We start from the raw sequence: 25,257 nt of genomic DNA on the forward strand, positions 1-25,257 counted from the left end.
AGAAGCGTGAAATTAGGTGCAATTTCCGCAGGTTAGTCGTGATTCAGACCCAGAAAGTCCAGAATCTGCGGGAAATGGCGTTCGAATCCAGTAAACGCATGATTGCCGCCCTGCTCCACCGTCTGTCGGCACGCACTGTAGTAGTCGAGCGCCTGGCGGTAGTCGAGCACTTCGTCGCCGGTTTGTTGCAGCAACCAGATCAAATCAGGCGCTTCCAGCGGCTCAATCTGCATGACTTTCAGATCGTAAATGTGGCGAGACTCTAACACATATTGCTGGCCCGTGTAGGGATTCTGGTTCACCCCCAGGTAATCCGCCAGCAGCTCAAACGGGCGCACTGCCGGATTAACCACCACGGCAGGCAGCATAAAACACTGGGAGAGCCAGGTGGCTAAATAGCCGCCCAGCGAGGAGCCTACCAGCCCCAGCGGCTGACCGCTCAGGTCCATCACTTTCTCTTCCAGCAGCGCGGCGGCATCGGCAGGAAAAGCGGGCAGTTGGGGCACGACCACGTCAATGTGGGGATGCGTGGCCGCCATCCACTGCTGCAGCTGGGCGGCCTTCGCCGATTGCGGCGAGCTGTTGAAGCCGTGCAGATAAAGCAGCGCCGCCATGCGTCAGTATCCGTCCGATTCCAGATCCGGCCGAAACGCATCGGTTTGTAGCCGGTTGACTTCCGTATCGATCGATCCGTCGGGGTAGAGAGTGAACCAGCGCCAGCCTGGCGCAACGGTATCAATAGTAAAGCTGGTACAGTGTGGTTTGAACTGCACGCAGGTGGAAGGCGTCGCCAGCACGCGGCGATGATGCCAGCTGAGATCGAGCTCCTGATGAATATGGCCACATACCAGCGTGCGCGCTAACGGGTAAGGTTGCAGCACCGCATCCAGCTGATGGGCGTTGCGCAGGCTGTGCTGATCGAGCCAGGTACAGCCGCTGGCCAAAGGATGATGATGCAGCACCACCAGCGTGTGGCGCTGTGGATAGATCGCCAGCGTCTTCTCTAACCACTCCAGCTGGTAGTCGCTCAGCATGCCGTGTGGCACGCCAAATACCTGGCTGTCGAGCATCACCAGCTGCCAGTGCTCACCGAGCAGGACATGCTTTTGCTCAGCAATCGCCGCTTCAGCCAGGGTATTCACCATCGCGGGCTGAAAATCGTGATTGCCCGGCAGCCAGACGCAGGGTTTAGGCAGGCGAGCAATGCCCTCAGCAAAGTGCTGATAGGCTTCAACAGAGTGATCCTGTGCGAGATCGCCCGTGGCGATGATCAAATCAAACTCGCGCTGCTGCGCCACGATGGCCTTCAGCACGGCGCTATAGCTCGCCCAGGTGTTCACGCCCAGCAGCGATTCGTTTTTTCCAGCGAAAAGGTGGGTGTCCGTGATTTGCAAAATCCTGATCCCGGCCCCGTTCGCCGCAGGAAGTGTTAGCAGGCTATCCAAAGCGTTTCCTTCGTCTCCACGCCGAATAATGCATTATCTGTGCAGTCAGCAGACCGGCACTGCCATTGCACCCTGCGCCAGGCAGTAGCGTAACCAGTCTGCGAGAAACTGGTTGATCTGATGTTTCTCGTCGCGCTGATGCAGTTTTTTATTAGGATAATCATAGCGCGCTTTAAAGCGATAGATCTGCTGTGTTGAACACACTTCAGCGACCATAGCGTCATGATATAACCGCACCGACATAGAAGGCAGGCTCCAGTAACTGACGGCCGGCGCTGTCTGGCGGATTTCCACCAGCGTGGTATAGCGCGTGGACTCTTCAATGGTCAACTGATAGCGAGCGCCTTTAACCTGATAGACCACCGACGCGCCTGCTTCATCGCTGCGCGGCAGCAGACGACGCAACTGGGCGAAATTGGTTTCGCAGAGCCGCATCATTTCGGGGAAATCAGGGGTATAGCGCTGTTTCATTTTAGCTTCCACTCGTCTCGTAGTTTTTCATGGTGCAACGCCAGCCATTGCAGGGCGATGACGGACGCCGCGTTATCGATAATCCCCTCTTCCACCCAGCGGTAAGCCTGTTCGCGACTCACCACATGCACAAGAATATCCTCATTCTCTTCCTCCAGGCCGTGGCATCCTTTTGCCAGGCTGGCATCCACTTCTCCCACCAGGATCGACAAGCGCTCGCTGGTGCCGCCAGGACTGGCGAGATAGTTTAACACGGGTTTAACGCGCCCGACGGTTAAGCCTGCTTCTTCTACGGCTTCACGACGCACCACCTCTTCGGCGCTCTCATTGGGCTCGATAATGCCCGCAACCATTTCAAGTAGCCACGGGGTCTTGCTGACGTCAAAGGCAGGAATACGGATCTGTTCGATCAATACCACTTCGTCACGTAAGGGATCATAGGGTAGCAGTACGGCAGCGTGTCCGCGCTCGAAAACTTCGCGCACCACTTCGTTGCTCATTTCGCCATCAAAACGACGGTGACGAAACCGATAGCGCACGATGGAAAAAAAACCTTTCCACGCGGTTTCGCGTGCAATAATTTCTACATCGTTTTTTGTAAAAGTCACAGGGGATTTCTTTTCGCCGCTCATCGTCGGGCTCCTTATGCAGATTGGGACAGAGCGGTAAAAAGCCAACCCTTAGGCTCCATCCGAGTGGTTCTTTCTGAATTATTTACGTAAATTAGAGGGAGAAGGCACGTTCAGCCAACTTATCTCACAGTCGCACTCTGCTAGAATCTGCGATTATTTTTTGGCTTATCCGGCAGCGCTACTCCTGTAATTTGCTGCAACAAAAGGAATGCAAATGAAAAAACTGCTCCCAATTCTTATTGGGCTGAGCCTGGGCGGTTTCAGCCTCATTAGTCAGGCAGAAGACCTGTTGCAGGTCTATCAACAAGCCCGCGTGAGTAACCCGGATTTACGTAGCTCTGCCGCCACCCGCGATGCCGCATTTGAAAAGATCAATGAAGCGCGCAGTCCTTTGTTGCCTCAGTTAGGTTTAGGCGCGGATTACACCTATAGCAATGGCTATCGCGACAGCAGCGGCCTTCATTCCAACACGACCAGCGGCTCGCTGCAATTAACCCAGACCATTTTCGACATGTCAAAATGGCGCAACCTGACGCTGCAGGAAAAAACCGCAGGCATTCAGGATGTCACCTATCAGGTGGCTCAGCAGGACCTTATCCTGAATACCGCAACCGCCTATTTCAATGTTTTAAAGGCGATTGATACCCTTTCTTTCACAGAAGCGCAAAAACAGTCTATCTATCGGGAACTGGATCAGACGACACAGCGCTTTAATGTGGGCCTGGTTGCCATCACCGACGTGCAAAACGCCCGCGCCCAGTACGACAGCGTACTGGCGAATGAAGTCACCGCACGCAATAACCTCGATAATACAGTTGAAACGCTGCGCCAGATTACCGGCAATGACTACCTTGCGCTGGCCTCACTGAACATCGATCGTTTTAAAACCAGCCGCCCGGAACCGGTCAGTGCGCTGCTGAAGCAGGCTGAAAGCCGCAACCTGAACCTGCTCTCCGCTCGCCTGAATCAGGATCTGGCACGTGAGCAGATCCGCTATGCTGAGAGCGGCCATATGCCGACGCTGGATCTGACCGCCTCTACCGGCCTCTCTAACAGCAAATATGGCGGCAGCCGCGCCAATCAGAGCGCAGGCAGTACCGACTCTATTACCGGTACCAACCAGGTTGGCCTGAGCTTCTCGCTGCCGCTCTACAGCGGTGGTTCGGTAACATCACAGGTGAAACAGGCGCAGTTTAACTACGTCAGCGCCAGTGAGCAGCTGGAGAGCGCACACCGTTCAGCAGTGCAGACCGTACGTTCCTCTTACAATAATGTGAACGCCTCAGTCAGCAGCATTGATGCTTACAAGCAGGCCGTCGTTTCCGCCCAGAGTTCACTGGACGCTATGGAAGCAGGCTATCAGGTGGGTACGCGTACCATTGTTGACGTGCTGGATGCGACCACCACGCTCTACAACGCCAGACAGCAGCTTTCCGACGCACGCTATAGCTACCTGATTAACCAGCTGAATATCAAATATGCGCTGGGTACGCTGAACGAGCAGGATCTGCAACAGCTCAACAGCCAACTCGGCAAAGAGATCTCCACTTCGCCGGAATCCGTCGCGCCGGAAAATCCGCAGCAGACGGCCATCGTTGATAACGGTCCGTCAGCTCAGCCCGCGCCTGTGGCTGCGCGCCCTGCCGCCCAGCGCAGCAGCGGTAATCCGTTCCGCAACTAATCACTTACGGGCCGCTTTGCGGCCCGTCTCTCTGTTAAACGTATAACAACGTAAATATCCTTTCCCTGTCAGGCCCTCAGCTTCATTTTCCACCAGCGATCCCCTATCCTGAGCATCACCTTTGGGCACAGGATGAATAATATGAAACGGACAAAAAATATTCGCCATGCCGCTTTTCGTAAAAGCTGGCAGGCACGCCATCTGACGCCGGTTGCACTGGCCATCGCTGCGGTATTTACCCTGGCAGGCTGCGAACAGAGCGATGAAACGGTTTCGATGTATCAGAATGCGGATGACTGCAGCAAGGCCAATCCAGGCCAGAGTGCGCAGTGCACCACGGCCTATAACAATGCTCTGAAAGAAGCGGAACGCACCGCACCGAAGTACGCAACGCGGGAAGACTGCGTGGCGGAATTCGGAGAAAATCAGTGCCAGCAGACACCTGCCCAGGCGGGCGTCGGCACCACGCAAAATGCAGAGGCGCAGCAGAGCGGCAGCTTCTGGATGCCGCTGATGGCTGGCTACATGATGGGACGCATGATGGGCGGCGGCGCGGGCTTTGCGCAGCAGCCGCTCTTCTCGCCGCGCACGCCAAACAGTCCGGCAAACGGTCAGTTTGTTGATGCCTCCGGTAAAAACTACGGCAGCGCCACCTCGGGCCGCACCGTGAGCGTACCGAAAACGGCACTGGCACCTAAACCCGCCACGACCTCTACCATTACGCGCGGCGGCTTTGGTGAAACGGTAGCGAAGCAGAACAGCATGGCGCGTAGCAGTGCGACCGGCACCTCCAGCCGTTCGCTGGGGGGCTAACGCCGTTATGCAACGCATTGCGATAAATGAGCGTCCCGACTGGCGCGAAAAAGCCACGGAGTATGGCTTCCGTTTTCACACCATGCACGGCGAGCCGTACTGGTGCGAGGATGCCTACTACCAGTTCAACCTGGCGCAAATTGAAAAGCTGGAATCGGTCACTGCCGAGCTGCATCAGATGTGCCTGCAGGTGGTTGAGAAAGTTGTCGGCAGTGAAGCGCTGCTGACCAAATTCCGTATTCCAAAGCATACCTGGGATTTTGTGCGCGACTCATGGAAGCTGCGTCAGCCGTCGCTCTACTCGCGCCTCGATCTCGCCTGGGACGGCCAGGGTGATGCAAAGCTGCTGGAGAATAATGCGGATACGCCGACCTCACTGTATGAAGCGGCTTTTTTTCAGTGGATCTGGCTGGAAGATCAGCTCAATGCTGGCCAGCTGCCGCAGGGCAGCGATCAGTTCAACAGTTTACAGGAGAAGCTGATCGAGCGTTTCGCCACGCTGCATCAGCAGCACGGTTTCCAGTGGCTGCACTTTGCCTGCTGCCGCGATACGGAAGAAGATCGCGGCACGGTGCAGTACCTTCAGGACTGTGCCACGGAAGCGGGTCTGCCGAGCGAGTTTCTCTATATCGACGAAATAGGTCTGGGCGACAAAGGTCAGTTCACGGATGTACACGATCAGGTGATCAGTAACCTGTTCAAGCTCTATCCGTGGGAGTTTATGCTGCGCGAGATCTTCTCGACCAAGCTGGCTGATGCTGGCGTGCGCTGGCTGGAACCGGCGTGGAAAAGCATTATTTCCAATAAGGCGCTGCTGCCCATGCTGTGGCAAATGTTTCCCAACCACCCGAATCTGCTTCCCGCCTATTTCGCCGAAGACAACGTGCCTCACATGGACAAATATGTGGTAAAGCCGCTCTTCTCCCGCGAGGGGGCCAACATCCGCATCGTGGAGAATGGTCAGGAGATTGCACGCGTCGATGGGCCTTATGGCGAAGAAGGAATGATTGTGCAGCAGTTTCATCCGCTGCCGAAGTTTGGCGACAGCTATACGCTGATCGGCAGCTGGCTGATTGACGATCAGCCAGCGGGCATTGGCCTGCGCGAAGATCGCGATCTGATCACGCAGGATCTTTCACGCTTCTATCCACACGCCTTTATCGGGTAAAGAGAGCGGGCCGTACTGGCCCGCTTCTGGCTTAGCCTGCCTGCACCGACAGCATGCTGATAGCACCCATTTCAATGCCGTCTATCGGCACCGTTACGGCTTCGTCAGCCTGACGTGCCCCCAGCACATAGAGCAGCGGCAAAAAGTGTTCTGGCGTCGGGTTCGACTCTTTTGCATCTGGATGCTGCATAAAGTTCACCAGCGGATGCGTGGCGGCCTCACCCTGATAGTCGAGGTTATCCCGCACAAACTGATTGAAGTTGAGCGCCCAGGGCCAGGCGCTGGTGCTCTCATCCCAGCTGACCTTACGCAGATTGTGTACCACGTTGCCGCTGGCGACGATCATTACGCCGTTGTCGCGCAGCGCGGCCAGCTTTTTTCCCTGCTCAAAATGCCAGGCGGGCGGCTGCGTCGCATCAACGCTGAGCTGAACCACCGGGATATCGGCTTCAGGGTACATTTTAATCAGCACGCCCCAGGAGCCGTGGTCGAATCCCCACTCGCGATCGAAACGCACCGCAACCGGATCGAGCGCCCCGGCAATCTGCTGTGCCAGCTCAGGCGAGCCTGGTGCGGGATAGCGCGTGTCGAACAGCGCCTGAGGAAAGCCACCAAAATCGTGGATGGTTCGCGGCTCCTCCATTGCCGTTACCGCCGTCCCCCGGGTGTACCAGTGTGCCGAAATGGCAACAATGGCGCGCGGACGCGGCAGCGTCTCCCCGGCCTTACGCCAGGCACGGGTATAGCGGTTCTCCTGTAGCACATTCATTGGGCTGCCGTGGCCCAAAAAAAGTGCAGGCATACGTGGTTGCATTGCTCATCCTCACTCTATTTCTGATGGCCTCACGATACGCCCTTTACTGACTCGCTGAACGCGCATAAGCATGATGAAGATTATCAGTAGATTTGAACAACTTTTGTCCGACACTTCTTTACCAAAAATAACTCGACGTTTCGTAGGGTTATCGCTAATTTTATGCGAATGATAATCATTAAGGAGAGTGCCATGTCGGTTCCTCTGCTGCTTACCGTCCTGGCGGGTGCGGCCACGTTTATCGGTGCGATCTTCGGCGTGCTGGGGCAGAAGCCCTCTGACCGGTTACTGGCCTTTGCTCTGGGTTTTGCGGCGGGTATCATGCTGCTAATCTCGTTGATGGAGATGCTGCCGACCGCGCTGCGTACCGAAGGGATCTCCCCTCTGCTCGGCTACGGCATGTTTATGCTGGGCCTGCTGGGCTATTTCGCACTGGACCGTCTGCTGCCCCATCAGCATCCTCAGGATTTAATGACGGCGCAGCGTCATCCTGCCAAACTGCGCCGCACGGCGATCCTGCTGACGCTGGGGATCAGCCTGCATAACTTTCCCGAAGGTATTGCCACTTTTGTGACCGCCAGCAGCGATATGGAGCTGGGGCTGGGCATTGCGCTGGCGGTTGCCATCCACAATATACCTGAAGGACTGGCAGTGGCGGGGCCAATGTATGCTGCTACTGGCTCAAAGCGAAAAGCGCTGTTCTGGGCCTGTGTCTCCGGCATGGCGGAGATCCTCGGCGGCCTGCTGGCCTTTATGCTGCTGGGCCCAATGATGTCGCCCGTGGTGATTGCCGCGGTAATGGCTGCGGTAGCGGGTATTATGGTGGCGTTGTCGGTTGATGAGCTTATGCCGCTGGCGCGGGAAATCGATCCGCATAATAATCCAAGCTACGGCGTGCTGTGCGGCATGACGGTCATGGGGGCAAGCCTCGCGCTGCTGCAAATCAGCGATATCGGCTGACGCTGCAGCCAACATGCAAAACGGGCCGATAGTCGGCCCGTTTCTTTTTGCCCGCTGCTCAGCTTAGCTGGCGTGACGCGTTTCGCGTTCGCGGCGGTACGCCACCAGATCTTCGATGGTGACAACCGGCATGTTATTCGCTTTAGCAAACACAATGGCTTCCGGCGCGTGCGCCATGCTGCCGTCATCGTTGGTCAGTTCACACAGCACGCCTGCTGGCTTAAAGCCCGCCAGCGTCACCAGATCGATAGTGGCTTCGGTATGGCCGCCGCGCGTCAGAACGCCCCCATCGCGCGCGCGCAGTGGGAAAACGTGGCCGGGACGGTTGAGATCGCCCGGCCTGGCATCATCGGCAATTGCGGCGCGAATGGTGGTGATACGATCCTGAGCGGAGACGCCGGTCGTTACGCCTTCGGCAGCTTCAATGGTAACGGTGAAACCGGTGCCGTATGAACTGGTGTTGTTCTCCACCATCATTGGCAGTTCAAGCTGCTGACGGCGCTCTTCGGTCAGGCAAAGACACACAATACCGCTGCCGTGGCGGATGGTCAGCGCCATCTGCTCAACGGTCATGGTTTCCGCAGCGAAAATCATATCGCCTTCGTTTTCGCGGTTTTCGTCGTCAAGCACCATCACGCCACGTCCTTCACGGAGCGCTGCGATTGCACGTTCTACACGCTGTTCCGGCGTGCCAAATTCAGAAAGAAGCGTCTGATTCATGGTAATAAAAACCTTATAAAAATAGATGAGTTACCAGAATCAGGGCGAGCTTAGGAGTGATGTCGTAAGACATGGCAATAACATGAAGCGGGTGCAGCCCGGCTGAAGTCGTTACCCTCTCCCATCCGGACTTTAACCGTCGGCCCCGGAATTACACCGGATCTGCTGACCTTCCCGTAACCGGGAAGCGCTCGCGGGCTTTCAGCGCAGGCTGATTTACCGCCGGTGGGGAATTTCGCCCCGCCCTGAGAATAAGCAAAATTACTATAGCGCCAATCCACAGGTCGGGCAATCGACAAAAACGCAAATGCTTTTGCATTTACTGCCATGTCGATTTCGGGTTTAACCTTTTCGTTTCAGGCATTACACTTAATCACTATCAGGACCCAACCCCTGCTGTTACCAGCAACAAGAGACCAGGAAATCATCATGATCGACACGAAAAAAATTGAACAACTTGCGCGTCAGGTGCACGAAGCGATGCCAAAAGGGATCCGTGAGTTTGGCGACGATGTCGAAAAGAAAATTCGCCAGGTTCTGCAGGCGCAGCTGACGCGTATGGATCTGGTTAATCGTGAAGAGTTTGATGTGCAGACACAGGTTCTGCTGCGCACGCGTGAGAAGCTGGCTGCGCTTGAGCAGCGCCTTGCGCAGCTGGAGAGTCAGCAGCCCTCAGCGCCCGCTCCGGCAGTGGTCACGCCCGATCCGGCAGTTAAAATCGATACGCCGCAATAAGCTTTTATATGGCGGGCGCGACGCGCCCGCCTCTCTTGCTACTCGCCGCGAATAGTTTTGATGATATTGGTGGTCGAAATACCGTCTTCGAAGTTAAGCACCCGCACGTCACCGCCGTTTGCCCACACCTCTTTACTGCCAGCAATATCCTCAGGTTTGTAGTCACCGCCCTTCACCAGCAGATCGGGCAGAACGCCAGCGATCAGGCGCTGCGGCGTATCCTCTTCAAAGGCCACGACCCAGTCTACCGCCTCCAGCGCACCTAATACGATCATACGGTTCACCAGCGGGTTGACCGGACGGCTGTCACCTTTCAGACGCTTTGTCGAGGCATCGCTGTTAACCGCTACGATCAGGCGATCGCCCAGCTTGCGCGCATTGGCAAGGTACGAAACGTGGCCGGCATGCAGAATGTCGAACACGCCGTTAGTCATCACCACTTTCTCGCCGCGCTTGCGCGCCTGCTCTACCGCAATTTTAAGCTGTGCCTCATTCATGATGCCAAAGCCCTCTTCCGGGCGGGCGTGAATGGCGTTCTCCAGCTCAACAGGGCTCACCGTGGAGGTGCCCAGCTTGCCGACGACCACGCCCGCTGCAGCATTCGCCATAAAGCATGCCTCTTCGAGCGAATCGCCCGCTGCCAGCGTTGCCGCCAGCACGCCGATTACCGTGTCACCTGCACCGGTTACGTCAAACACTTCCTGTGCCTGGGTAGGCAGATGCAGTGGTGCCTTACCCGGCTGTAGCAGCGTCATGCCGTTTTCAGAACGCGTCACCAGCAGCGCGGAGAGTTCATAATCTGCCACCAGCTGCATACCGCGGCTGACAATCTCATCTTCATTTTTGCATTTGCCAACAACGGCTTCGAACTCCGACAGATTTGGCGTCAGCAGCGTCGCACCGCGATAGCGTTCAAAATCTGTGCCTTTGGGATCGATCAGCACCGGCACCTTTGCCTCGCGCGCCAGACGGATCATCGCCTGAACGCTGGAGAGTGCGCCTTTAGCGTAGTCAGAAAGCACCAGCGCACCGGCGGCAGCCAGCGACTGGCGCAGGCGCTGGTGGATCGGTTCAGGATCAACCTGCTCAAATCCCTCTTCAAAATCGAGCCGGATCAGCTGCTGGTTGCGCGACAGGATGCGCAGTTTGGTAATGGTGGGATGCGTTTTAACCGCTACAAAGTCACAGTGAACGTTAACATTGCTCAGCGTTTCGCTCAGCACGCGCGCCGCATCATCTTCACCGGTCAGACCGATCAGTCGCGAAGACGCGCCCAGCGCTGCAATGTTCATTGCCACGTTTGCCGCGCCGCCCGGACGCTCTTCGATGGTATCCACTTTGACCACCGGTACCGGCGCTTCAGGAGAGATACGGCTGGTTGGGCCATACCAGTAGCGATCCAACATCACGTCGCCTACGACCAGCACCGAAGCACGGTCAAACGCGGGCAAAGTAACTTTCATTCCAGACACTCCAGACTGCTAGTAAAAATAGTGCGCGGATGATAGCACAGATGCGATCTGCGCTATCAACCGACGCTTAAGGTGATAGCGGCGACGCCAGCCAACGCTGCCAGCTTGCGACAACGGTTTGCCGTTCAGCGGCGAAGGCTTCGGGCTCGACGTGGCCGGGCAACTCCTGCAACGCCAGATGATGCAGCGCGTCGCGCAGCGTGACATAGGCATGGGTCAGCGCCTGCGCTTCTGACTCTGGCATTTTGTCATAGCGCGCTGCCAGCTCGAAAATGCGGACATTATCAGACCAGCGCGTCAGTTCAGGCTGCTCCGCGGCGTAGCCCAGGACAAGATATTGCGCGATGAATTCAATGTCAGTAATGCCGCCCTCATCGGTTTTTATCTCCCAGCGTCCTTTATGTTTGTTGCTGAGATGGGCGCGCATTTTTTCGCGCATTTCGCGCACCTCTTTTTGCAGCCCCCTGGGGTCGCGCGGCAGGCAGAGGATTGCGCGCCGGATGGTATTAAAGCGTGCGGCCAGTAGATCGTCACCAAATACCACGCGGGCGCGCACCAGCGCCTGATGCTCCCATGTCCAGGCTTCATGGCGCTGATAATCGTCAAAGGCGTCAAACGTGCTGACCAGCATACCTGCCGCGCCGGAGGGCCGTAGTCGCGCATCGACCTCATAGAGGATGCCCGAAGCAGTGCGCGTGCTGAAAAGATGCATAATGCGCTGCGCCAGGCGCAGATAGAACTGGCGGCCGTCAATGCTGCGCTCTCCGTCCGTCACCGCGTCTGCCGGGCAGTCGTGCAGGAATACCAGATCGAGATCGGAGCTGTAACCCAGCTCCCATCCTCCCAGCTTGCCGTAGCCCAGTACGGCAAAACCGCGCTGGTGCTCACTATTCAGATGGGATGGCCGCCCGTAGCGCTGCACCATCATCTGCCATGCCTGCTGCACCACCGATTCAATAATCGCCTCTGCCAGCCAGGTTAAGTGATCGCTCACTTTCATCACTGGAAGCGTACCGGCAATATCCGCCGCCGCAATACGCAGCAGCTGCGCCTGTTTAAACTGACGCACCGCCTCAAGCTGTTGCTCTTCATCATCAACGGGAATACGCATCAGATACTGACGCAGCTCGTCGCGGTAGGCGTCAGTGGCGGTGGGCTGGTAGAGCGTCGCAGGATCAAGCAGCTCATCCAGCAGCAGCGGATAACGCGCCAGCTGGCTGGCGATCATCGGCGATGCGGCGCACAGGCGGATCAGATGTCGTAGCGCGCCGTGATATTCGGTAAGCAGTTCAAGATAGGTGCTGCGAGTCAGTATACCGAGCAGCAACGGCACCAGGCGGCTAAAGGTCACTGCGGCATCGTCGCGCGGACACACCTCGCTCAGCAGGCGCGGCATCAGCTGGTCAATCGCCAGCCGTCCGCGCGGACCAATGGTGCGGCGGTTGATATCCAGGCGGAAATCTTCCAGTGCACGGTGCAGGGCCTGGCGCTGGTCGCTACTCAGCTGCGGTACCAGAGGCGCCAGCTCTGCATCCTCCAGCGAATCCTGCCACATGCTGCTGAACTCCTGTAGCTCCGGCTGATCGCTGATTTCGGGAATATCCTCGCCAATCAGCTCGTCAAAGATGGCACGTACTGCTGCCATATGCGCCTCAAGCTGCACCGCAAGATCGGGCCAGCCTGAGGTATTCATCGCCCAGGCAAGCCGCGCGCGGTCCAGCGGATCGGCGGGCAGCGTCTGGGTCTGCTCATCAGCAATGCTTTGCAGTAAATTCTCCAGCCGACGCAGGAAAAGGTAGGCTTCGCGCAGCGTCGCGACCTGCTCCGGGCTCAGCAAGGCCAGTTCGCCAATAGCAGAAAGCGTAGGCAGCAAAGAGCGTCGTTGTAGCAAGCGCTCACGTCCGCCGCGTATCAGCTGAAACACCTGCACGATAAACTCGGTTTCGCGGATGCCGCCCGCGCCCAGCTTGATGTTGTTGGTCAGTCCGCGCCGCCGCACCTCACGGGTGATCATGCTCTTCATATTGCGCAGCGACTGGATCACGCTGAAGTCGATATAGCGGCGATAGATAAACGGCCGCAGCATCTGCTGTAGCTCCTGGCTCCAGCGATCCTGATCGTCTCCCATCAGGCGCGCTTTCACCATAGCGTAACGCTCCCAGTCACGCCCCTGCTCCTGGTAATAATCCTCCAGCGCAGCAAAGCTCAGCACCAGCGGGCCGCTGTCGCCAAAGGGACGCAGCCGCATATCGACGCGGTAGACAAAGCCATCCATGGTGGGCTGATCCAGCACCTTAATCAGCCTTTGCCCCATGCGGGTAAAGAACTGCGCGTTATCCAGTTCACGTCGGCCGCCGCGCGTGGTGCCGTTTTCCGGCCAGGCAAAAATAAGATCGATGTCAGAAGAAAAGTTAAGTTCGCCACCGCCGAGCTTGCCCATGCCGAGGATCAGCATCGGCTGCGGCTCACCCGCGCTGTTGCAGGGCGTCCCGAAGTCGCGGCAGCACTCCTGATAAATCCAGTCGCGCGCGCGGCTAATCAGCACTTCCGCCAGCACGCTGAGCTGTTTTAAGCTCTGCTCAGTGGTGGCTTCGTGAAGACACTGCATCCAGGCGACCCGTACCAGCATGCGACGACGAAAAAGCCGCAGCACGCGCATCAGCGCGGCTTCGCTCTCTACGGAAGCGATATCCGCATCCAGCCAGCGGGAGTAGTGCTGCCACTCCTCCGGCTGCGGCGGTTGCTGTTGTATCTCCTGCCACCATTCAGGGTGACGTTGCAGGTTCTCGGCAATGAAATCACTGAACGCCAGCGCTGCGCGCTGCGCGTCGGTTAAGGCGTCAACGGTAACACCAAGGCGCTCGGCCATGCTGGCCGCCTGCGCCTGTAATTCAGCGGATAACTCAGACAACATCTTCTCTCCCTGATGGGTCAGATTAGCGCGGTGCGTTACTACTCAGCCAAAAAGGCGGCTGGCGAATCGCCTGGGACGCCAGCGATTTCAGCCCGTGATCCCGATGTTGGGCAATCGACTGTTGCAGCTGCTCCCAGGGAGCCAGCCAGACGCTGACCGCTTCCTGCGCATAGGCGCCGGCCAGCAGATGCACTGCCAGCAGCTGGCGCGACAGGCGCGTGGCTTTATCGTGGTATTCGTTAGCCTGCTGTACGTCGCTGAAGGTCTCTTTGAGATCGGCGGCGATACGGCTCAGCATAATGTCACTGAAACGCTTAAAAGAACCATTGAGCTTTGCCTGACTCTTAACATCGACCCAACGTTTCCACTGCGACTCGACCAGCCAGTGAGTAAGCGCTAACTGGGTTTCAACAGAGAGCGCTGAAAAGCTCAGCGCCTCAGCATCTTTTACCGGTTCTGCCAGCCTCTCTTCCAGAGCGGTAAGCTTCTGGCGCAGTTCACTGCTGGCTTTGCGCGGCACCAGTGCGCCAAACAGCGAAAACGCCTGACGCAGCGCTTCCAGCGCTTCGACGACGCTGCGCTGCGCATCGGGATTGCCACGCAGCCAGACCTCTTCATGATATTGCCAGTGGCTCAGGGCGCTGGACATCGCCGTGACCATCCCCTCTTCCACCGTTGCTTTCGGTGCGGCTTTCAGCAGCGGGAACGGGCGCAGCGGGCGTGGCGGATTGCCCTGCGCCAGCTGATAGCCGCGCGCTGCTTTGCTCAGACTGCCAAGACGCAGGCCGCCCACTGCAATAAGCTGTCGGGCAAAGGCCATCATGTCGCTGCGCTGGCCGCTTTTCAGCTCAAGCTCCACCTCAAACAGCTCTTCGCTCAGTGTTTCTGTAGCGACCGAGCCGCGATCGAACGCCACTTCAATTTCGCTTTCGCCTGCCTGCACCAGCCAGGTTTCGCGCTGAAAGTGGGTGCTGAACAGCGGTTGCAGGCGCTGCTGTAGCGCCGCGAGATCGGTGCCCTCCGGCCAGACCTCAGCGGGTAGCTGAGCAATATCCAGTTCGGCGGCGGGCAGGTCGACGTTATATTCCGCACGCTGATGCAGGCCACCCAGCGTGTTACCCGCGGTTTTCAGCGTCATTTCATGCTGCCCATCCACGCCGCGAATGCGCAGGCCCATATCCCAGCGGCGCAGCTGGTTGTCATCCGTTTCAAAGTAGATGTTGCTTAACGCGCGCGCGGCTTGATGCTGATGAGGAAAATCAGCAAGGGTTTGCGCCAGTTTGCTGGCTGCGTCTGGAGTGGCAATGAACTTTAGTTCGATTTCGATGGTCATAATTTTTTATTCAATACGCTGCTGGCACTTATGAGGATTATCTGGCGAAGAGTAATGCACAGAACGCGGGCTGTCTCTGCTTTCTTTGCGCTTTCGCTATCCTTTTCGCAGGGAAATGAGACCAGGATAGTTCTCATTCAGATTTATGCGAAGCGGTTCCAGACTGTGCCGGTAAATTTACAGACCTCAGCTAAAACGATATCGAATGAAAAAAATTGTAATCGCAGGACTTACCTTGCTGGCCTTCAGCACTCTCGCACCCGCGCACGCCGACGAAAAACGCTACATCTCTGATGAATTATCCACCTGGGTTCGCAGCGGGCCGGGCGATCAGTATCGCCTGCTGGGTAAAGTAAACGCCGGTGAAGAAGTACAGCTACTGCAAACCAATAATGACACGCACTATGGCCAGATCCGCGATGCGGAAGGCCGCACCCTCTGGATCCCGCTCTCCCAGCTCAGCGCTGAACCCAGCCTGCGTACCCGCGTGCCGCAGCTGGAGCAGCAGGTCAAAGATCTCACCGCAAAGCTGGATAATATTGATAACAGCTGGAACCAGCGTACCGCTGAAATGCAGAATAAAGTCGCCAGCAGCGACAGCGTGATCAACGGACTGAAGGATGAAAATCAGAAGCTGAAGAACGAGCTGATTGTGGCGCAGAAAAAAGTCAGCGCGGCGAATGTTCAGCTGGATGATAAACAGCGCACCATTATTATGCAGTGGTTTATGTATGGTGGCGGTGTGCTGGGTGTGGGCCTGCTGCTGGGACTGCTTCTGCCGCATATGGTGCCGCGCCGCAAGAAAAACGATCGCTGGATGAACTGACTTTCCCACGCGCCACTGTCGTCGTGGCATCCAGATTGCCGAGGGCATCCTTTGATGCCCTTTTCGTCATGCCTGCAATTCGACAATTGTGTGCAACAATAGAGCAACGAGCGCACTGCATTTTTAGCGGCGGACTTGCCGTCGGCGCGCCTTATTTATTATCTCTGGAGTTGTTGAGTGAAGACCTATTTGGTAGGCGGCGCGGTTCGCGATGCGCAGCTGAAACTGCCGGTTAAAGACCGGGACTGGGTGGTGGTTGGTGCAACGCCCGACGCGATGCTGGCACAGGGTTTTCAGCAGGTTGGCCGCGACTTTCCGGTATTTCTGCATCCCAAAAGCCGCGAAGAGTATGCGCTGGCGCGCACCGAACGTAAAAACGGCCAGGGCTATACGGGGTTTGTCACCTGGTCCGCGCCGGATGTCACGCTGGAGCAGGATCTGCAACGTCGCGACCTGACAATAAACGCTATTGCGCAGGCAGAAAACGGTGAGCTTATCGACCCTTTTCACGGCCAGCGCGACCTTCAGGCACGCCTGCTGCGCCACGTATCCGCTGCCTTCAATGAAGATCCGCTGCGCGTGCTGCGCGTCGCGCGGTTTGCCGCCCGGTTTGCGCATCTCAATTTTCGCATTGCTGACGAGACGCAGACGCTGATGAGCCAGATGGCCGCGAGCGGCGAGCTGAGCCACCTCACCGCCGAGCGCGTGTGGAAAGAGACGGAAAAAGCCCTGACCACGCGTAACCCGCAGGTCTATTTTCAGGTGCTGCGCGACTGTGGCGCACTCAAGGTCCTGTTTCCGGAAATCGACCGGCTGTTTGGCATTCCGGCACCGGCAAAATGGCATCCCGAGATCGATACCGGCGTGCATACGCTGATGACGCTTACGCTGGCGGCGTCGCTGTCGGAGGAGGTGGATGTCCGCTTCGCCACGCTGTTTCACGACGTGGGCAAGGCATTAACGCCGCCCGAAAAGTGGCCCAGCCATCACGGCCACGGCGCCGCAGGGGTGCCGCTGGTAGACGCTCTGTGCCAGCGCCTGCGCGTGCCCAATACCCTTCGCGATCTGGCACTGATCGTCACGGAATTTCACGATGTGGTACATACCATCGAGCGGCAGTCTGCGGACGCGCTGGTCGCGCTGTTTGATCGCATAGACGCCTGGCGCAAACCGCAGCGGGTTGAGCAGATGGCGCTCACCAGCGAAGCGGACGCGCGTGGACGGGCCGGGCTGGAGAGCATGGCTTACCCACAAGGTGACTATCTGCGTCAGGCGTTTGCGCTGGCTCAGGCCGTTCCAACCAAAGCAGTAGTCGAGGCGGGTTTTAAAGGGGCGGAAGTCAGAGAGGAGCTGACGCGACGCCGCATTATTGCCGTCGCACAGGGTATTGCCGGGATGCGGCCAGCGTAAGCGCTGGCCGCGCAGGGATTACATGAAGATGGCGTAAACGGCGGCCGCCACGATAAAGCGGTAAATCGCGAAAGAGATAAACGAAATACGCTTGATCAACTCCAGGAACGCCTTAATTGCGATCAGCGCCACGATAAATGCGGTGACAAAACCAACGGCGAACATTGGCAGGTCATTCATCGTCAGGAAACCAATGCTCTTATAGAGATCGAGAACGGTGGCCCCCATCATCATCGGCACGGCGAGGATAAAGGAGAACTCTGACGCCGCGTAGCGGCTGACGCCCATCAGCATCCCGCCTGAAATGGTCGCACCCGAACGTGAAAAGCCCGGCCAGAGCGCCAGACACTGGAAGCAGCCAATCATAAAGGCCTGACGATAGGTAATATCGTCAATGCCCACGGCTTTTGGCTGTTTCGGTTTTAAAAATTCTGCCGCCAGCAGCAGCAGGCCGCCGACCACCAGCGCATACATCACGTTGATGGGGTTAAACAGCGTTTTGATCTGGTCATGCAGCACCAGACCAATCACCACCGCCGGAATCATCCCCAGCAGAATGTGGATCAGCGTCAGATGACCGCGTCCCACGCCCTCATGTTTGACTTCCCCGAAGTGAAGACCTATCAGCCCAAAGAGACGACGCCAGAACATCACCACCACGGCGAGTATGGAGCCGAGCTGGATCACGACTTCAAAGGTTTCTGCTTTTTCACCTTCGAAGCCCAGCAGGTGGCCGACAATAATCATGTGCCCCGTAGAGGAAACCGGCAGGAATTCGGTTAACCCTTCTACAATGCCCAGGATTGCAGCTACCCAAAGCTGATGAATATCTGCCATCAAATTTTCCTTATATCCGTTTCAAACCCGTTAAAAAGGCGGTCGCGCGAGTGCTTCCGCCTGAAATTTTGCCATTCACTGCCTGAGGGAAACCTTAAGGCCGTCGGCAACCTGCACGTTTTGCAACGCAGCGGTGCCCGCTATGACAAACAGTAATTTGGTTTGGTTTCATTGTGATGGCAATCACAAGCAATTCATTTAGGAATAGTCCCGCGCGTTATTCGCACCCCAACCTGGGCAGCCTGGGCAACAGCGCCCGGTTTCGCGACGCGGATTCGCACGCCCGGCGTGTTAAAACGTGCCATCAATAAATCGGCAATCTCCTCTGCAACACGCTCCACCAGCGCAAAGCGCGTACCGCTGAGATGAGCAAGAATCGCCTCAGAGACATCGGCATAGCTCAGGCAGTCGTTCACATCATCACTGCGTGCGGCCTTGCGGTTGTCCCAGGCCATTTCGACATCGAGCACCAGCTTCTGCTGAATACCCTGTTCCCAGTCATAAACGCCAATGGTGGTGTACACCGTGAGTTGTTCGATAAAAACGATATCCATGATGACACTCTCTGTTTTTGGCTAAGCCGGATACCACTTCCGGCGTATAATGCGTATTATCCACGGTTAACGAAGACAAAACGACCCTAAAGGAAACGGTACGATATGATGAGTGCTATCGCGCCCGGTATGATTTTTTTCGCGTATCTTTGCGGTTCGATTTCGAGCGCCATTCTGGTTTGCAAGATCGCCGGACTGCCGGATCCGCGCACTCAGGGCTCAGGGAATCCTGGCGCGACCAATGTGTTGCGCATCGGCGGCAAAGCCGCAGCGGCCTGCGTTTTGGTTTTCGATATTGCTAAAGGCATGCTACCAGTCTGGCTCGCTTACCTGCTGCATCTCTCCCCGCTCTCTCTCGGCCTGACCGCCATTGCGGCCTGCCTTGGTCATATCTATCCGGTATTCTTTCGTTTTCGCGGCGGTAAAGGCGTGGCAACGGCACTGGGCGCTATTGCCCCGATTGGCTGGGATCTAACGGGACTGATGACCGGCACCTGGCTGCTGACGGTGCTGCTGAGCGGCTACTCGTCGCTGGGCGCTATCGTCAGTGCGCTGATCGCCCCCTTTTATGTCTGGTGGTTTAAGCCGCAGTTCACCTTTCCGGTGTCGATGCTGTCATGCCTGATTTTGCTGCGTCATCACGACAATATTCAGCGCCTGTGGCGCGGGCAAGAGAGTAAGATCTGGAAACGCAAAAAAGCAGGTGCAGAAGAAGAACAAAAATAAAGCCGGCAATGCCGGCTTTATTATTTCAGATGGCAGGCAGTTCCGCCAGCGGCCAGCGCGGGCGCACGCTGACGCCCAACTCACCGCGCGTGCCGCCCTTGAGGCGCACCATGCCCGCATAGGCGATCATCGCGCCATTATCGGTGCAGAATTCCGGACGCGCATAGAACACCTCGCCGCCGCGCGCCTGCATCATCTGCGCCATACGTTCACGCAGCGTGCGGTTAGCGCTGACGCCGCCCGCAATGACCAGACGTTTGAATCCGCTCTGCTCCAGTGCACGTTTGCACTTGATCATCAGCGTATCCACGACCGCATCTTCAAACGCGCGCGCGATATCAGCACGGGTTTGCTCATCGTCAGCATTGCCACGAATGGTATTGGCAGCAAAGGTCTTCAGGCCGGAGAAGCTAAAATCCAGACCAGGGCGATCGGTCATCGGCCGTGGAAAGGTAAAGCGCCCCGCCACGCCCTGCTGCGCCATTTTTGACAGCATCGGGCCGCCAGGATAGTCCAGACCCAGCAGCTTGGCGGTTTTATCAAAGGCCTCGCCCGCCGCGTCATCAATAGATTCGCCGAGCAGCGCATATTCGCCAATGCCGGTTACGCTAATCAGCTGGGTATGGCCACCCGAGACCAGCAGCGCCACGAACGGAAACGCTGGCGGATTCTCCTCCAGCATCGGCGCAAGCAGATGCCCTTCCATATGGTGCACGGGAACGGCGGGCACTTTCCAGGCAAACGCCAGCGCACGGCCAATTGTTGCACCGACCAGCAGCGCGCCAACCAGGCCGGGACCTGCGGTATAGGCGACAGCGTCAATTTGCTGTGGTTGCAGGTTCGCCTGCTTTAGTGCTGCCTGAATCAGCGGCACGGTTTTACGCACGTGATCGCGCGACGCCAGTTCCGGCACCACGCCGCCATAGTCGGCGTGCAGTTTCACCTGGCTGTAAAGCTGATTGGCCAACAGGCCCGCTTCATCATCATAGATTGCGATGCCGGTTTCATCGCAGGATGTTTCAATACCCAGAATTCGCATAGCGCTTACCTCTTACTTGCGGCGCGCAGTGTAGCACACCAACGCCTTTGCTCGTCGACGCTTTCACCGCAAAAAGTGATTTCGTGGCGCGCAAAGAGTGCGCTATACTCCGCACCCTTGAAAAAAACCGGCAGCCGCATCGGCAAACGCTCCTGTTGGTTCTTAATTGTCCATGGTGCTTTACAAACCGACTCGCGTTGGAGTAAAATGCTGCACCATTTTGAAATGTGCTGACGCCGCAGTCAGCAGCAAAAACCGAATTTTATCGAGGTGAGAGTTACATGCCGGTAATTAAAGTACGTGAAAACGAGCCATTCGACGTAGCCCTGCGTCGCTTCAAGCGTTCCTGCGAAAAAGCAGGCGTTCTGGCTGAAGTTCGTCGTCGTGAGTTTTATGAAAAACCGACCACAGAACGTAAGCGCGCTAAAGCGTCTGCAGTTAAGCGTCACGCCAAGAAACTGGCTCGCGAAAACGCACGCCGCACTCGTCTGTACTAAGTTCTTCCGGAGGTCCGCCTCCACCGCGTGTTAAACGCAGACAGAGTCACGTAAGAGGCCGTGCTTTCCGAAAGGAAGCGCGGCTTGTTGCCGTTTATGAGCTGAAAATCTGGGGCTTATGGCTGGAAGAATACCGCGCGTTTTTATCAACGATCTGCTTGCCCGCACGGATATCGTGGATCTTATCGATGCCCGCGTTAAGCTGAAAAAGCAGGGTAAGAACTTTCACGCGTGCTGTCCTTTCCATAATGAAAAAACCCCCTCTTTCACCGTAAACGGCGAAAAACAGTTTTATCACTGCTTTGGCTGTGGCGCTCACGGCAACGCCATCGACTTTTTAATGAATTACGATCGACTGGAATTTGTCGAGAGCATTGAAGAGCTGGCCACGCAGCACGGTCTTGAAGTGCCCTACGAAGCGGGCAGCGGACCCAGCCAGATGGAGCGCCATCAGCGCCAGAGCCTTTATCAGCTGATGGAAAGTCTCAACGGCTTTTATCAGCAGAGCCTGACGCAGTCCCCTGCGCGAGGCGCGCGCGATTACCTTGCTAACCGCGGCCTGAGTGCTGACGTCATTGAGCATTTCGCCATTGGTTTTGCACCGGCAGGCTGGGACAACGTCCTTAAGCGTTTTGGCGCTAACAAAGAGGACCGTGAATCGCTGATGGAAGCTGGCATGCTGGTTTCCAACGATAAGGGTCGGACCTATGACCGCTTTCGCGAGCGCGTCATGTTCCCTATCCGCGATAAGCGTGGGCGCGTTATTGGGTTTGGTGGGCGCGTGCTGGGCAATGATACGCCAAAGTATCTGAACTCACCGGAAACCCCCATTTTCCACAAGGGCCGCCAGCTCTATGGCCTGTACGAAGCGCAAAAGAACCATCCGCAGCCTGCCCGCCTGTTAGTAGTGGAAGGCTACATGGATGTGGTCGCGCTGGCACAGTTCGGCATCGATTACGCAGTGGCATCGCTGGGCACGTCAACGACCGCTGAGCATATTCAGCTGCTGTTTCGCAGTACTGATACCGTCATTTGCTGTTATGACGGCGATCGTGCCGGGCGTGAAGCGGCCTGGCGTGCACTCGAAACCGCGTTGCCTTACATGAATGACGGACGTCAGCTACGCTTTATGTTTTTGCCTGACGGTGAAGATCCGGACACGCTGGTACGTAAAGAGGGTAAAGCCGCGTTTGAAGCGCGCATGGAGCAGGCAATGCCGCTCTCCTCTTTTCTGTTTGACTCTCTGTTGCCGCAGGTAGATCTGAGCACACGCGACGGTAAAGCGCGCCTGAGTACGCTGGCGCTGCCGTTGATTACGCAGATCCCCGGTGAGACGCTGCGGATTTATATGCGTCAGGAACTGGGTAATAAACTCGGTATTCTTGACGATAACCAGCTAGAGAAGCTGATGCCGAAGCAGGCAGCCAGCGGCAGTACACCGACCGCGCCCCCCTTAAAGCGCACTACAATGCGCGTGCTGGTGGCCCTGCTGGTGCAGAATCCGCAGCTGGCCGCGCGGGTGCCTACGCTGGACGGGCTTTCTCAGGTAAAGATGGCAGGCTTGCCGTTGTTTGTGGAACTGGTCAGCCGTTGTAACGAGAATCCTGGATTGACCACTGGACAGCTACTAGAGTTATATCGCGGGACAAATTTTAGTCAGACGCTTGAAACCCTGGCTACATGGAACCACATGATAGTGGATGAGGAAGTCGAAGCGGTGTTTCACGACTCGCTGGCGAGTATTTATGACGCCGCGCTGGAACAGCGTCTGGAGGCGCTGATCGCACGCGATCGCACCCAGGGTCTGAGCGCAGAAGAGCGTCGCGAGTTCTGGACCTTAAGCCAGGCGCTGGCGAAAAAGTAGAATTAAAGCTGGGTCAGAAGGTTGCGCGAAGCGAAAGGCGCATGTCTGGCCCATCTGTTTCTGGGGTGCACCGCCGCAAGCTGGGACTTCGCGACGACATAAGCCAAACCGGAAACACAGCAGATTAAGCGACTGCGCGCATAATGCAGGGCCGCTGGCAGTTAACCCGCGCTCCCGACACGCGCCATTGCAGAGGCGAAGCCATGAGGGCCCGTTTTGGCTCTGCCAGCGCAGCCCCGCAGCGTAATAAGGCGCTGAAGAGGACGAGCGCTGTCAGAACGGAAAGGACAGATCGGCTGGTCTCAAAACGATTTAAAGCGGCTTAAGTGCCGATATACGAGGGGCAAAAGCCCTGGCCGCGACGAAGGCAGCGGCAATAATACAACGCCTTCACTGTTATAGTTGGCTCGCTGCCGACCGACACCAATCTAATTAACAGAAGTGTGGATACCGTCTTATGGAGCAAAACCCGCAGTCACAGCTCAAGCTACTTGTCACCCGTGGTAAGGAGCAAGGCTATCTGACCTATGCTGAGGTCAATGACCATCTGCCGGAAGATATCGTCGACTCCGATCAGATCGAAGACATCATCCAGATGATTAACGATATGGGCATTCAGGTGGTAGAAGAAGCCCCTGACGCCGATGATCTGATGCTGAATGAAAACAGCGCCGATACTGACGAAGATGCCGCGGAAGCCGCCGCTCAGGTGTTATCCAGCGTAGAATCTGAAATTGGCCGCACTACCGACCCGGTGCGCATGTATATGCGTGAAATGGGTACCGTTGAGCTGCTGACGCGTGAAGGCGAAATCGACATCGCCAAACGCATTGAAGACGGCATCAACCAGGTACAATGTTCGGTTGCGGAATATCCGGAAGCTATTACCTATCTGCTGGAGCAGTACGACAAAGTTGAAGCAGGCGAATCTCGCCTCTCCGACCTGATCACCGGCTTTGTGGATCCAAACGCTGAAGAAGATCTGGCGCCTACCGCCACACACGTCGGCTCCGAGCTGTCTGAAGAAGACCGCAACGACGACGAGGATGAAGACGAAGAGAGCGAAGATGACAATTCCGACGACGATAACTCAATCGACCCGGAACTGGCGCGCGAGAAATTCGTCGAGCTGCGCACCCAGTATGAAACGACCCGCCTTGTTATCAAGAGCAAAGGTCGCAGCCATGCTGATGCCGTTGCAGAGATCCAGAACCTTTCTGACGTCTTTAAGCAGTTCCGCCTGGTACCGAAACAGTTCGACTACCTGGTAAACAATATGCGCGAAATGATGGAGCGCGTGCGTACGCAAGAACGCCTCATCATGAAGCTCTGTATTGAACTGTGCAAAATGCCGAAGAAAAACTTCATCACGCTGTTCACCGGCAATGAAACCAGTGAGAGCTGGTTTAAAGCCGCGCTGGCCATGAATAAACCCTGGTCAGAGAAGCTGAAAGACGTCGAAGAAGATGTGATGCGCAGCCTGCAAAAGCTGCAACAGATTGAAGAAGAGACCGGCCTGACCATTGAGCAGGTGAAAGACATCAACCGTCGCATGTCTATCGGCGAAGCCAAAGCGCGTCGTGCGAAGAAAGAGATGGTGGAAGCGAACCTGCGTCTGGTTATTTCCATCGCGAAGAAATATACCAACCGTGGTTTGCAGTTCCTCGACCTGATTCAGGAAGGTAACATCGGCCTGATGAAGGCGGTTGATAAGTTTGAATACCGTCGTGGTTATAAGTTCTCGACCTATGCGACATGGTGGATCCGTCAGGCTATCACCCGCTCTATCGCCGACCAGGCGCGTACTATCCGTATTCCGGTGCATATGATTGAGACCATCAACAAACTCAACCGTATCTCGCGCCAGATGCTACAGGAGATGGGCCGCGAGCCGACGCCGGAAGAGCTGGCCGAGCGTATGCTGATGCCGGAAGACAAGATCCGCAAGGTACTGAAAATCGCTAAAGAGCCGATCTCTATGGAGACGCCGATTGGTGATGATGAAGATTCGCATCTGGGCGACTTTATCGAAGATACCACACTGGAGCTGCCGCTCGATTCAGCCACCTCTGAGAGCCTGCGTTCAGCCACCCATGACGTTCTGGCAGGACTGACCGCACGAGAAGCGAAAGTGCTGCGCATGCGTTTCGGTATCGATATGAACACCGACCATACGCTGGAAGAAGTGGGCAAGCAGTTTGACGTTACGCGTGAGCGTATTCGTCAGATCGAAGCGAAAGCGCTGCGTAAACTGCGTCACCCGAGCCGTTCGGAAGTGCTGCGTAGCTTCCTGGACGACTAAGCGCACTCTTGTAAAAAACCCCGGCTTGCCGGGGTTTTTTTTAT

The 25,257-nt window shown here is 56.6% G+C and carries 23 protein-coding genes and 1 riboswitch; of the genes, 11 read left to right on the forward strand and 12 right to left on the reverse strand.

Annotated elements, in window-relative coordinates:
- Window positions 1–32: 32 nt before the first annotated feature.
- From yqiA to nudF, 4 genes are read right to left on the reverse strand one after another with little or no spacing between them, the layout of a single operon-like run.
- A complete protein-coding gene (gene yqiA / locus HP564_RS14555; protein ID WP_371244187.1) occupies window positions 33–614 on the reverse strand; it encodes an esterase YqiA in 582 nt (193 codons plus the stop codon).
- 3 nt (window positions 615–617) lie between these two features.
- Entirely contained in the window at window positions 618–1,445 is an 828-nt protein-coding gene (cpdA, locus tag HP564_RS14560) for a 3',5'-cyclic-AMP phosphodiesterase (protein ID WP_371244189.1), read from the reverse strand.
- A 45-nt stretch (window positions 1,446–1,490) separates the two neighbouring features.
- The gene (locus HP564_RS14565) at window positions 1,491–1,916 is read right to left on the reverse strand and encodes a DUF1249 family protein (RefSeq protein ID WP_371244191.1); all 426 of its coding nucleotides are present in this window, start codon (window positions 1,914–1,916) and stop codon (window positions 1,491–1,493) included.
- Complete coding sequence (nudF, locus tag HP564_RS14570; RefSeq protein WP_371244193.1) at window positions 1,913–2,548, reverse strand: ADP-ribose diphosphatase; 636 nt, start codon at window positions 2,546–2,548, stop codon at window positions 1,913–1,915. The genes HP564_RS14565 and nudF overlap by 4 nt, the downstream gene beginning before the upstream one ends.
- A 214-nt stretch (window positions 2,549–2,762) precedes the next feature.
- On the opposite strand from nudF, the gene tolC reads away from it, so the two are divergent.
- From tolC to HP564_RS14585, 3 genes are all read left to right on the forward strand, one after another.
- On the forward strand, window positions 2,763–4,229 hold the full coding sequence (gene tolC, locus HP564_RS14575; RefSeq protein ID WP_371244195.1) for an outer membrane channel protein TolC: 1,467 nt from the start codon (window positions 2,763–2,765) through the stop codon (window positions 4,227–4,229).
- 141 nt (window positions 4,230–4,370) lie between these two features.
- On the forward strand, window positions 4,371–5,042 hold the full coding sequence (locus tag HP564_RS14580) for a DUF1190 family protein (protein WP_371244197.1): 672 nt from the start codon (window positions 4,371–4,373) through the stop codon (window positions 5,040–5,042).
- A 7-nt stretch (window positions 5,043–5,049) separates the two neighbouring features.
- Entirely contained in the window at window positions 5,050–6,210 is a 1,161-nt protein-coding gene (locus tag HP564_RS14585) for a glutathionylspermidine synthase family protein (RefSeq protein WP_371244199.1), read from the forward strand.
- Between the two features lie 31 nt (window positions 6,211–6,241).
- Here the strand turns inward: HP564_RS14585 and ygiD are convergent, their stop codons facing one another.
- Window positions 6,242–7,024: a 4,5-DOPA dioxygenase extradiol gene (gene ygiD / locus HP564_RS14590; RefSeq protein ID WP_371244200.1), complete on the reverse strand. Its 783-nt coding sequence runs from the start codon at window positions 7,022–7,024 to the stop codon at window positions 6,242–6,244.
- A 192-nt stretch (window positions 7,025–7,216) separates the two neighbouring features.
- Between ygiD and zupT the strand changes: the two genes are divergently transcribed.
- On the forward strand, window positions 7,217–7,984 hold the full coding sequence (gene zupT / locus HP564_RS14595) for a zinc transporter ZupT (RefSeq protein ID WP_371244202.1): 768 nt from the start codon (window positions 7,217–7,219) through the stop codon (window positions 7,982–7,984).
- Between the two features lie 63 nt (window positions 7,985–8,047).
- Here the strand turns inward: zupT and ribB are convergent, their stop codons facing one another.
- Window positions 8,048–8,704, reverse strand: a complete 657-nt coding sequence (ribB, locus tag HP564_RS14600) for a 3,4-dihydroxy-2-butanone-4-phosphate synthase (protein ID WP_371244203.1) — start codon at window positions 8,702–8,704, stop codon at window positions 8,048–8,050.
- Between the two features lie 109 nt (window positions 8,705–8,813).
- Window positions 8,814–8,961: riboswitch (FMN riboswitch) on the reverse strand.
- Between the two features lie 172 nt (window positions 8,962–9,133).
- Between ribB and HP564_RS14605 the strand changes: the two genes are divergently transcribed.
- Entirely contained in the window at window positions 9,134–9,439 is a 306-nt protein-coding gene (locus HP564_RS14605; protein ID WP_123801505.1) for an accessory factor UbiK family protein, read from the forward strand.
- Window positions 9,440–9,477: 38 nt separating this feature from the next.
- On the opposite strand, the gene hldE is transcribed toward HP564_RS14605, so the two are convergent.
- From hldE to HP564_RS14620, 3 genes are all read right to left on the reverse strand, one after another.
- Window positions 9,478–10,902, reverse strand: coding sequence for a bifunctional D-glycero-beta-D-manno-heptose-7-phosphate kinase/D-glycero-beta-D-manno-heptose 1-phosphate adenylyltransferase HldE (gene hldE, locus HP564_RS14610; protein WP_371244207.1), 1,425 nt, complete (start codon window positions 10,900–10,902; stop codon window positions 9,478–9,480).
- A gap of 76 nt (window positions 10,903–10,978) precedes the next feature.
- Window positions 10,979–13,825: a bifunctional [glutamate--ammonia ligase]-adenylyl-L-tyrosine phosphorylase/[glutamate--ammonia-ligase] adenylyltransferase gene (gene glnE, locus HP564_RS14615; RefSeq protein WP_371244208.1), complete on the reverse strand. Its 2,847-nt coding sequence runs from the start codon at window positions 13,823–13,825 to the stop codon at window positions 10,979–10,981.
- Window positions 13,826–13,847: 22 nt separating this feature from the next.
- Window positions 13,848–15,158: an inorganic triphosphatase gene (locus HP564_RS14620; protein ID WP_371244210.1), complete on the reverse strand. Its 1,311-nt coding sequence runs from the start codon at window positions 15,156–15,158 to the stop codon at window positions 13,848–13,850.
- A 205-nt stretch (window positions 15,159–15,363) separates the two neighbouring features.
- Here HP564_RS14620 and HP564_RS14625 point away from each other — a divergent pair, with 205 nt between their 5' ends.
- The gene (locus HP564_RS14625; RefSeq protein ID WP_371244212.1) at window positions 15,364–15,984 is read left to right on the forward strand and encodes a TIGR04211 family SH3 domain-containing protein; all 621 of its coding nucleotides are present in this window, start codon (window positions 15,364–15,366) and stop codon (window positions 15,982–15,984) included.
- A gap of 177 nt (window positions 15,985–16,161) precedes the next feature.
- Complete coding sequence (locus HP564_RS14630; protein ID WP_371244214.1) at window positions 16,162–17,394, forward strand: multifunctional CCA addition/repair protein; 1,233 nt, start codon at window positions 16,162–16,164, stop codon at window positions 17,392–17,394.
- Between the two features lie 18 nt (window positions 17,395–17,412).
- Here HP564_RS14630 and bacA read toward each other — a convergent pair whose 3' ends face one another.
- A complete protein-coding gene (bacA, locus tag HP564_RS14635; RefSeq protein ID WP_371244216.1) occupies window positions 17,413–18,231 on the reverse strand; it encodes an undecaprenyl-diphosphate phosphatase in 819 nt (272 codons plus the stop codon).
- 194 nt (window positions 18,232–18,425) lie between these two features.
- On the reverse strand, window positions 18,426–18,785 hold the full coding sequence (gene folB, locus HP564_RS14640) for a bifunctional dihydroneopterin aldolase/7,8-dihydroneopterin epimerase (protein ID WP_371244218.1): 360 nt from the start codon (window positions 18,783–18,785) through the stop codon (window positions 18,426–18,428).
- Window positions 18,786–18,893: 108 nt separating this feature from the next.
- Between folB and plsY the strand changes: the two genes are divergently transcribed.
- Entirely contained in the window at window positions 18,894–19,511 is a 618-nt protein-coding gene (plsY, locus tag HP564_RS14645; protein WP_371244266.1) for a glycerol-3-phosphate 1-O-acyltransferase PlsY, read from the forward strand.
- Between the two features lie 25 nt (window positions 19,512–19,536).
- Here plsY and tsaD read toward each other — a convergent pair whose 3' ends face one another.
- Entirely contained in the window at window positions 19,537–20,550 is a 1,014-nt protein-coding gene (gene tsaD / locus HP564_RS14650; RefSeq protein ID WP_371244220.1) for a tRNA (adenosine(37)-N6)-threonylcarbamoyltransferase complex transferase subunit TsaD, read from the reverse strand.
- 281 nt (window positions 20,551–20,831) lie between these two features.
- On the opposite strand from tsaD, the gene rpsU reads away from it, so the two are divergent.
- From rpsU to rpoD, 3 genes are all read left to right on the forward strand, one after another.
- A complete protein-coding gene (gene rpsU, locus HP564_RS14655; RefSeq protein ID WP_001144069.1) occupies window positions 20,832–21,047 on the forward strand; it encodes a 30S ribosomal protein S21 in 216 nt (71 codons plus the stop codon).
- Between the two features lie 118 nt (window positions 21,048–21,165).
- Window positions 21,166–22,911, forward strand: coding sequence for a DNA primase (dnaG, locus tag HP564_RS14660; RefSeq protein ID WP_371244222.1), 1,746 nt, complete (start codon window positions 21,166–21,168; stop codon window positions 22,909–22,911).
- 457 nt (window positions 22,912–23,368) lie between these two features.
- On the forward strand, window positions 23,369–25,213 hold the full coding sequence (rpoD, locus tag HP564_RS14665) for an RNA polymerase sigma factor RpoD (protein WP_371244224.1): 1,845 nt from the start codon (window positions 23,369–23,371) through the stop codon (window positions 25,211–25,213).
- The last annotated feature ends 44 nt before the right edge of the window (window positions 25,214–25,257 follow it).

It is taken from the genome of Pantoea sp. KPR_PJ (assembly GCF_041386365.1).
Taxonomy (GTDB): domain Bacteria; phylum Pseudomonadota; class Gammaproteobacteria; order Enterobacterales; family Enterobacteriaceae; genus Pantoea.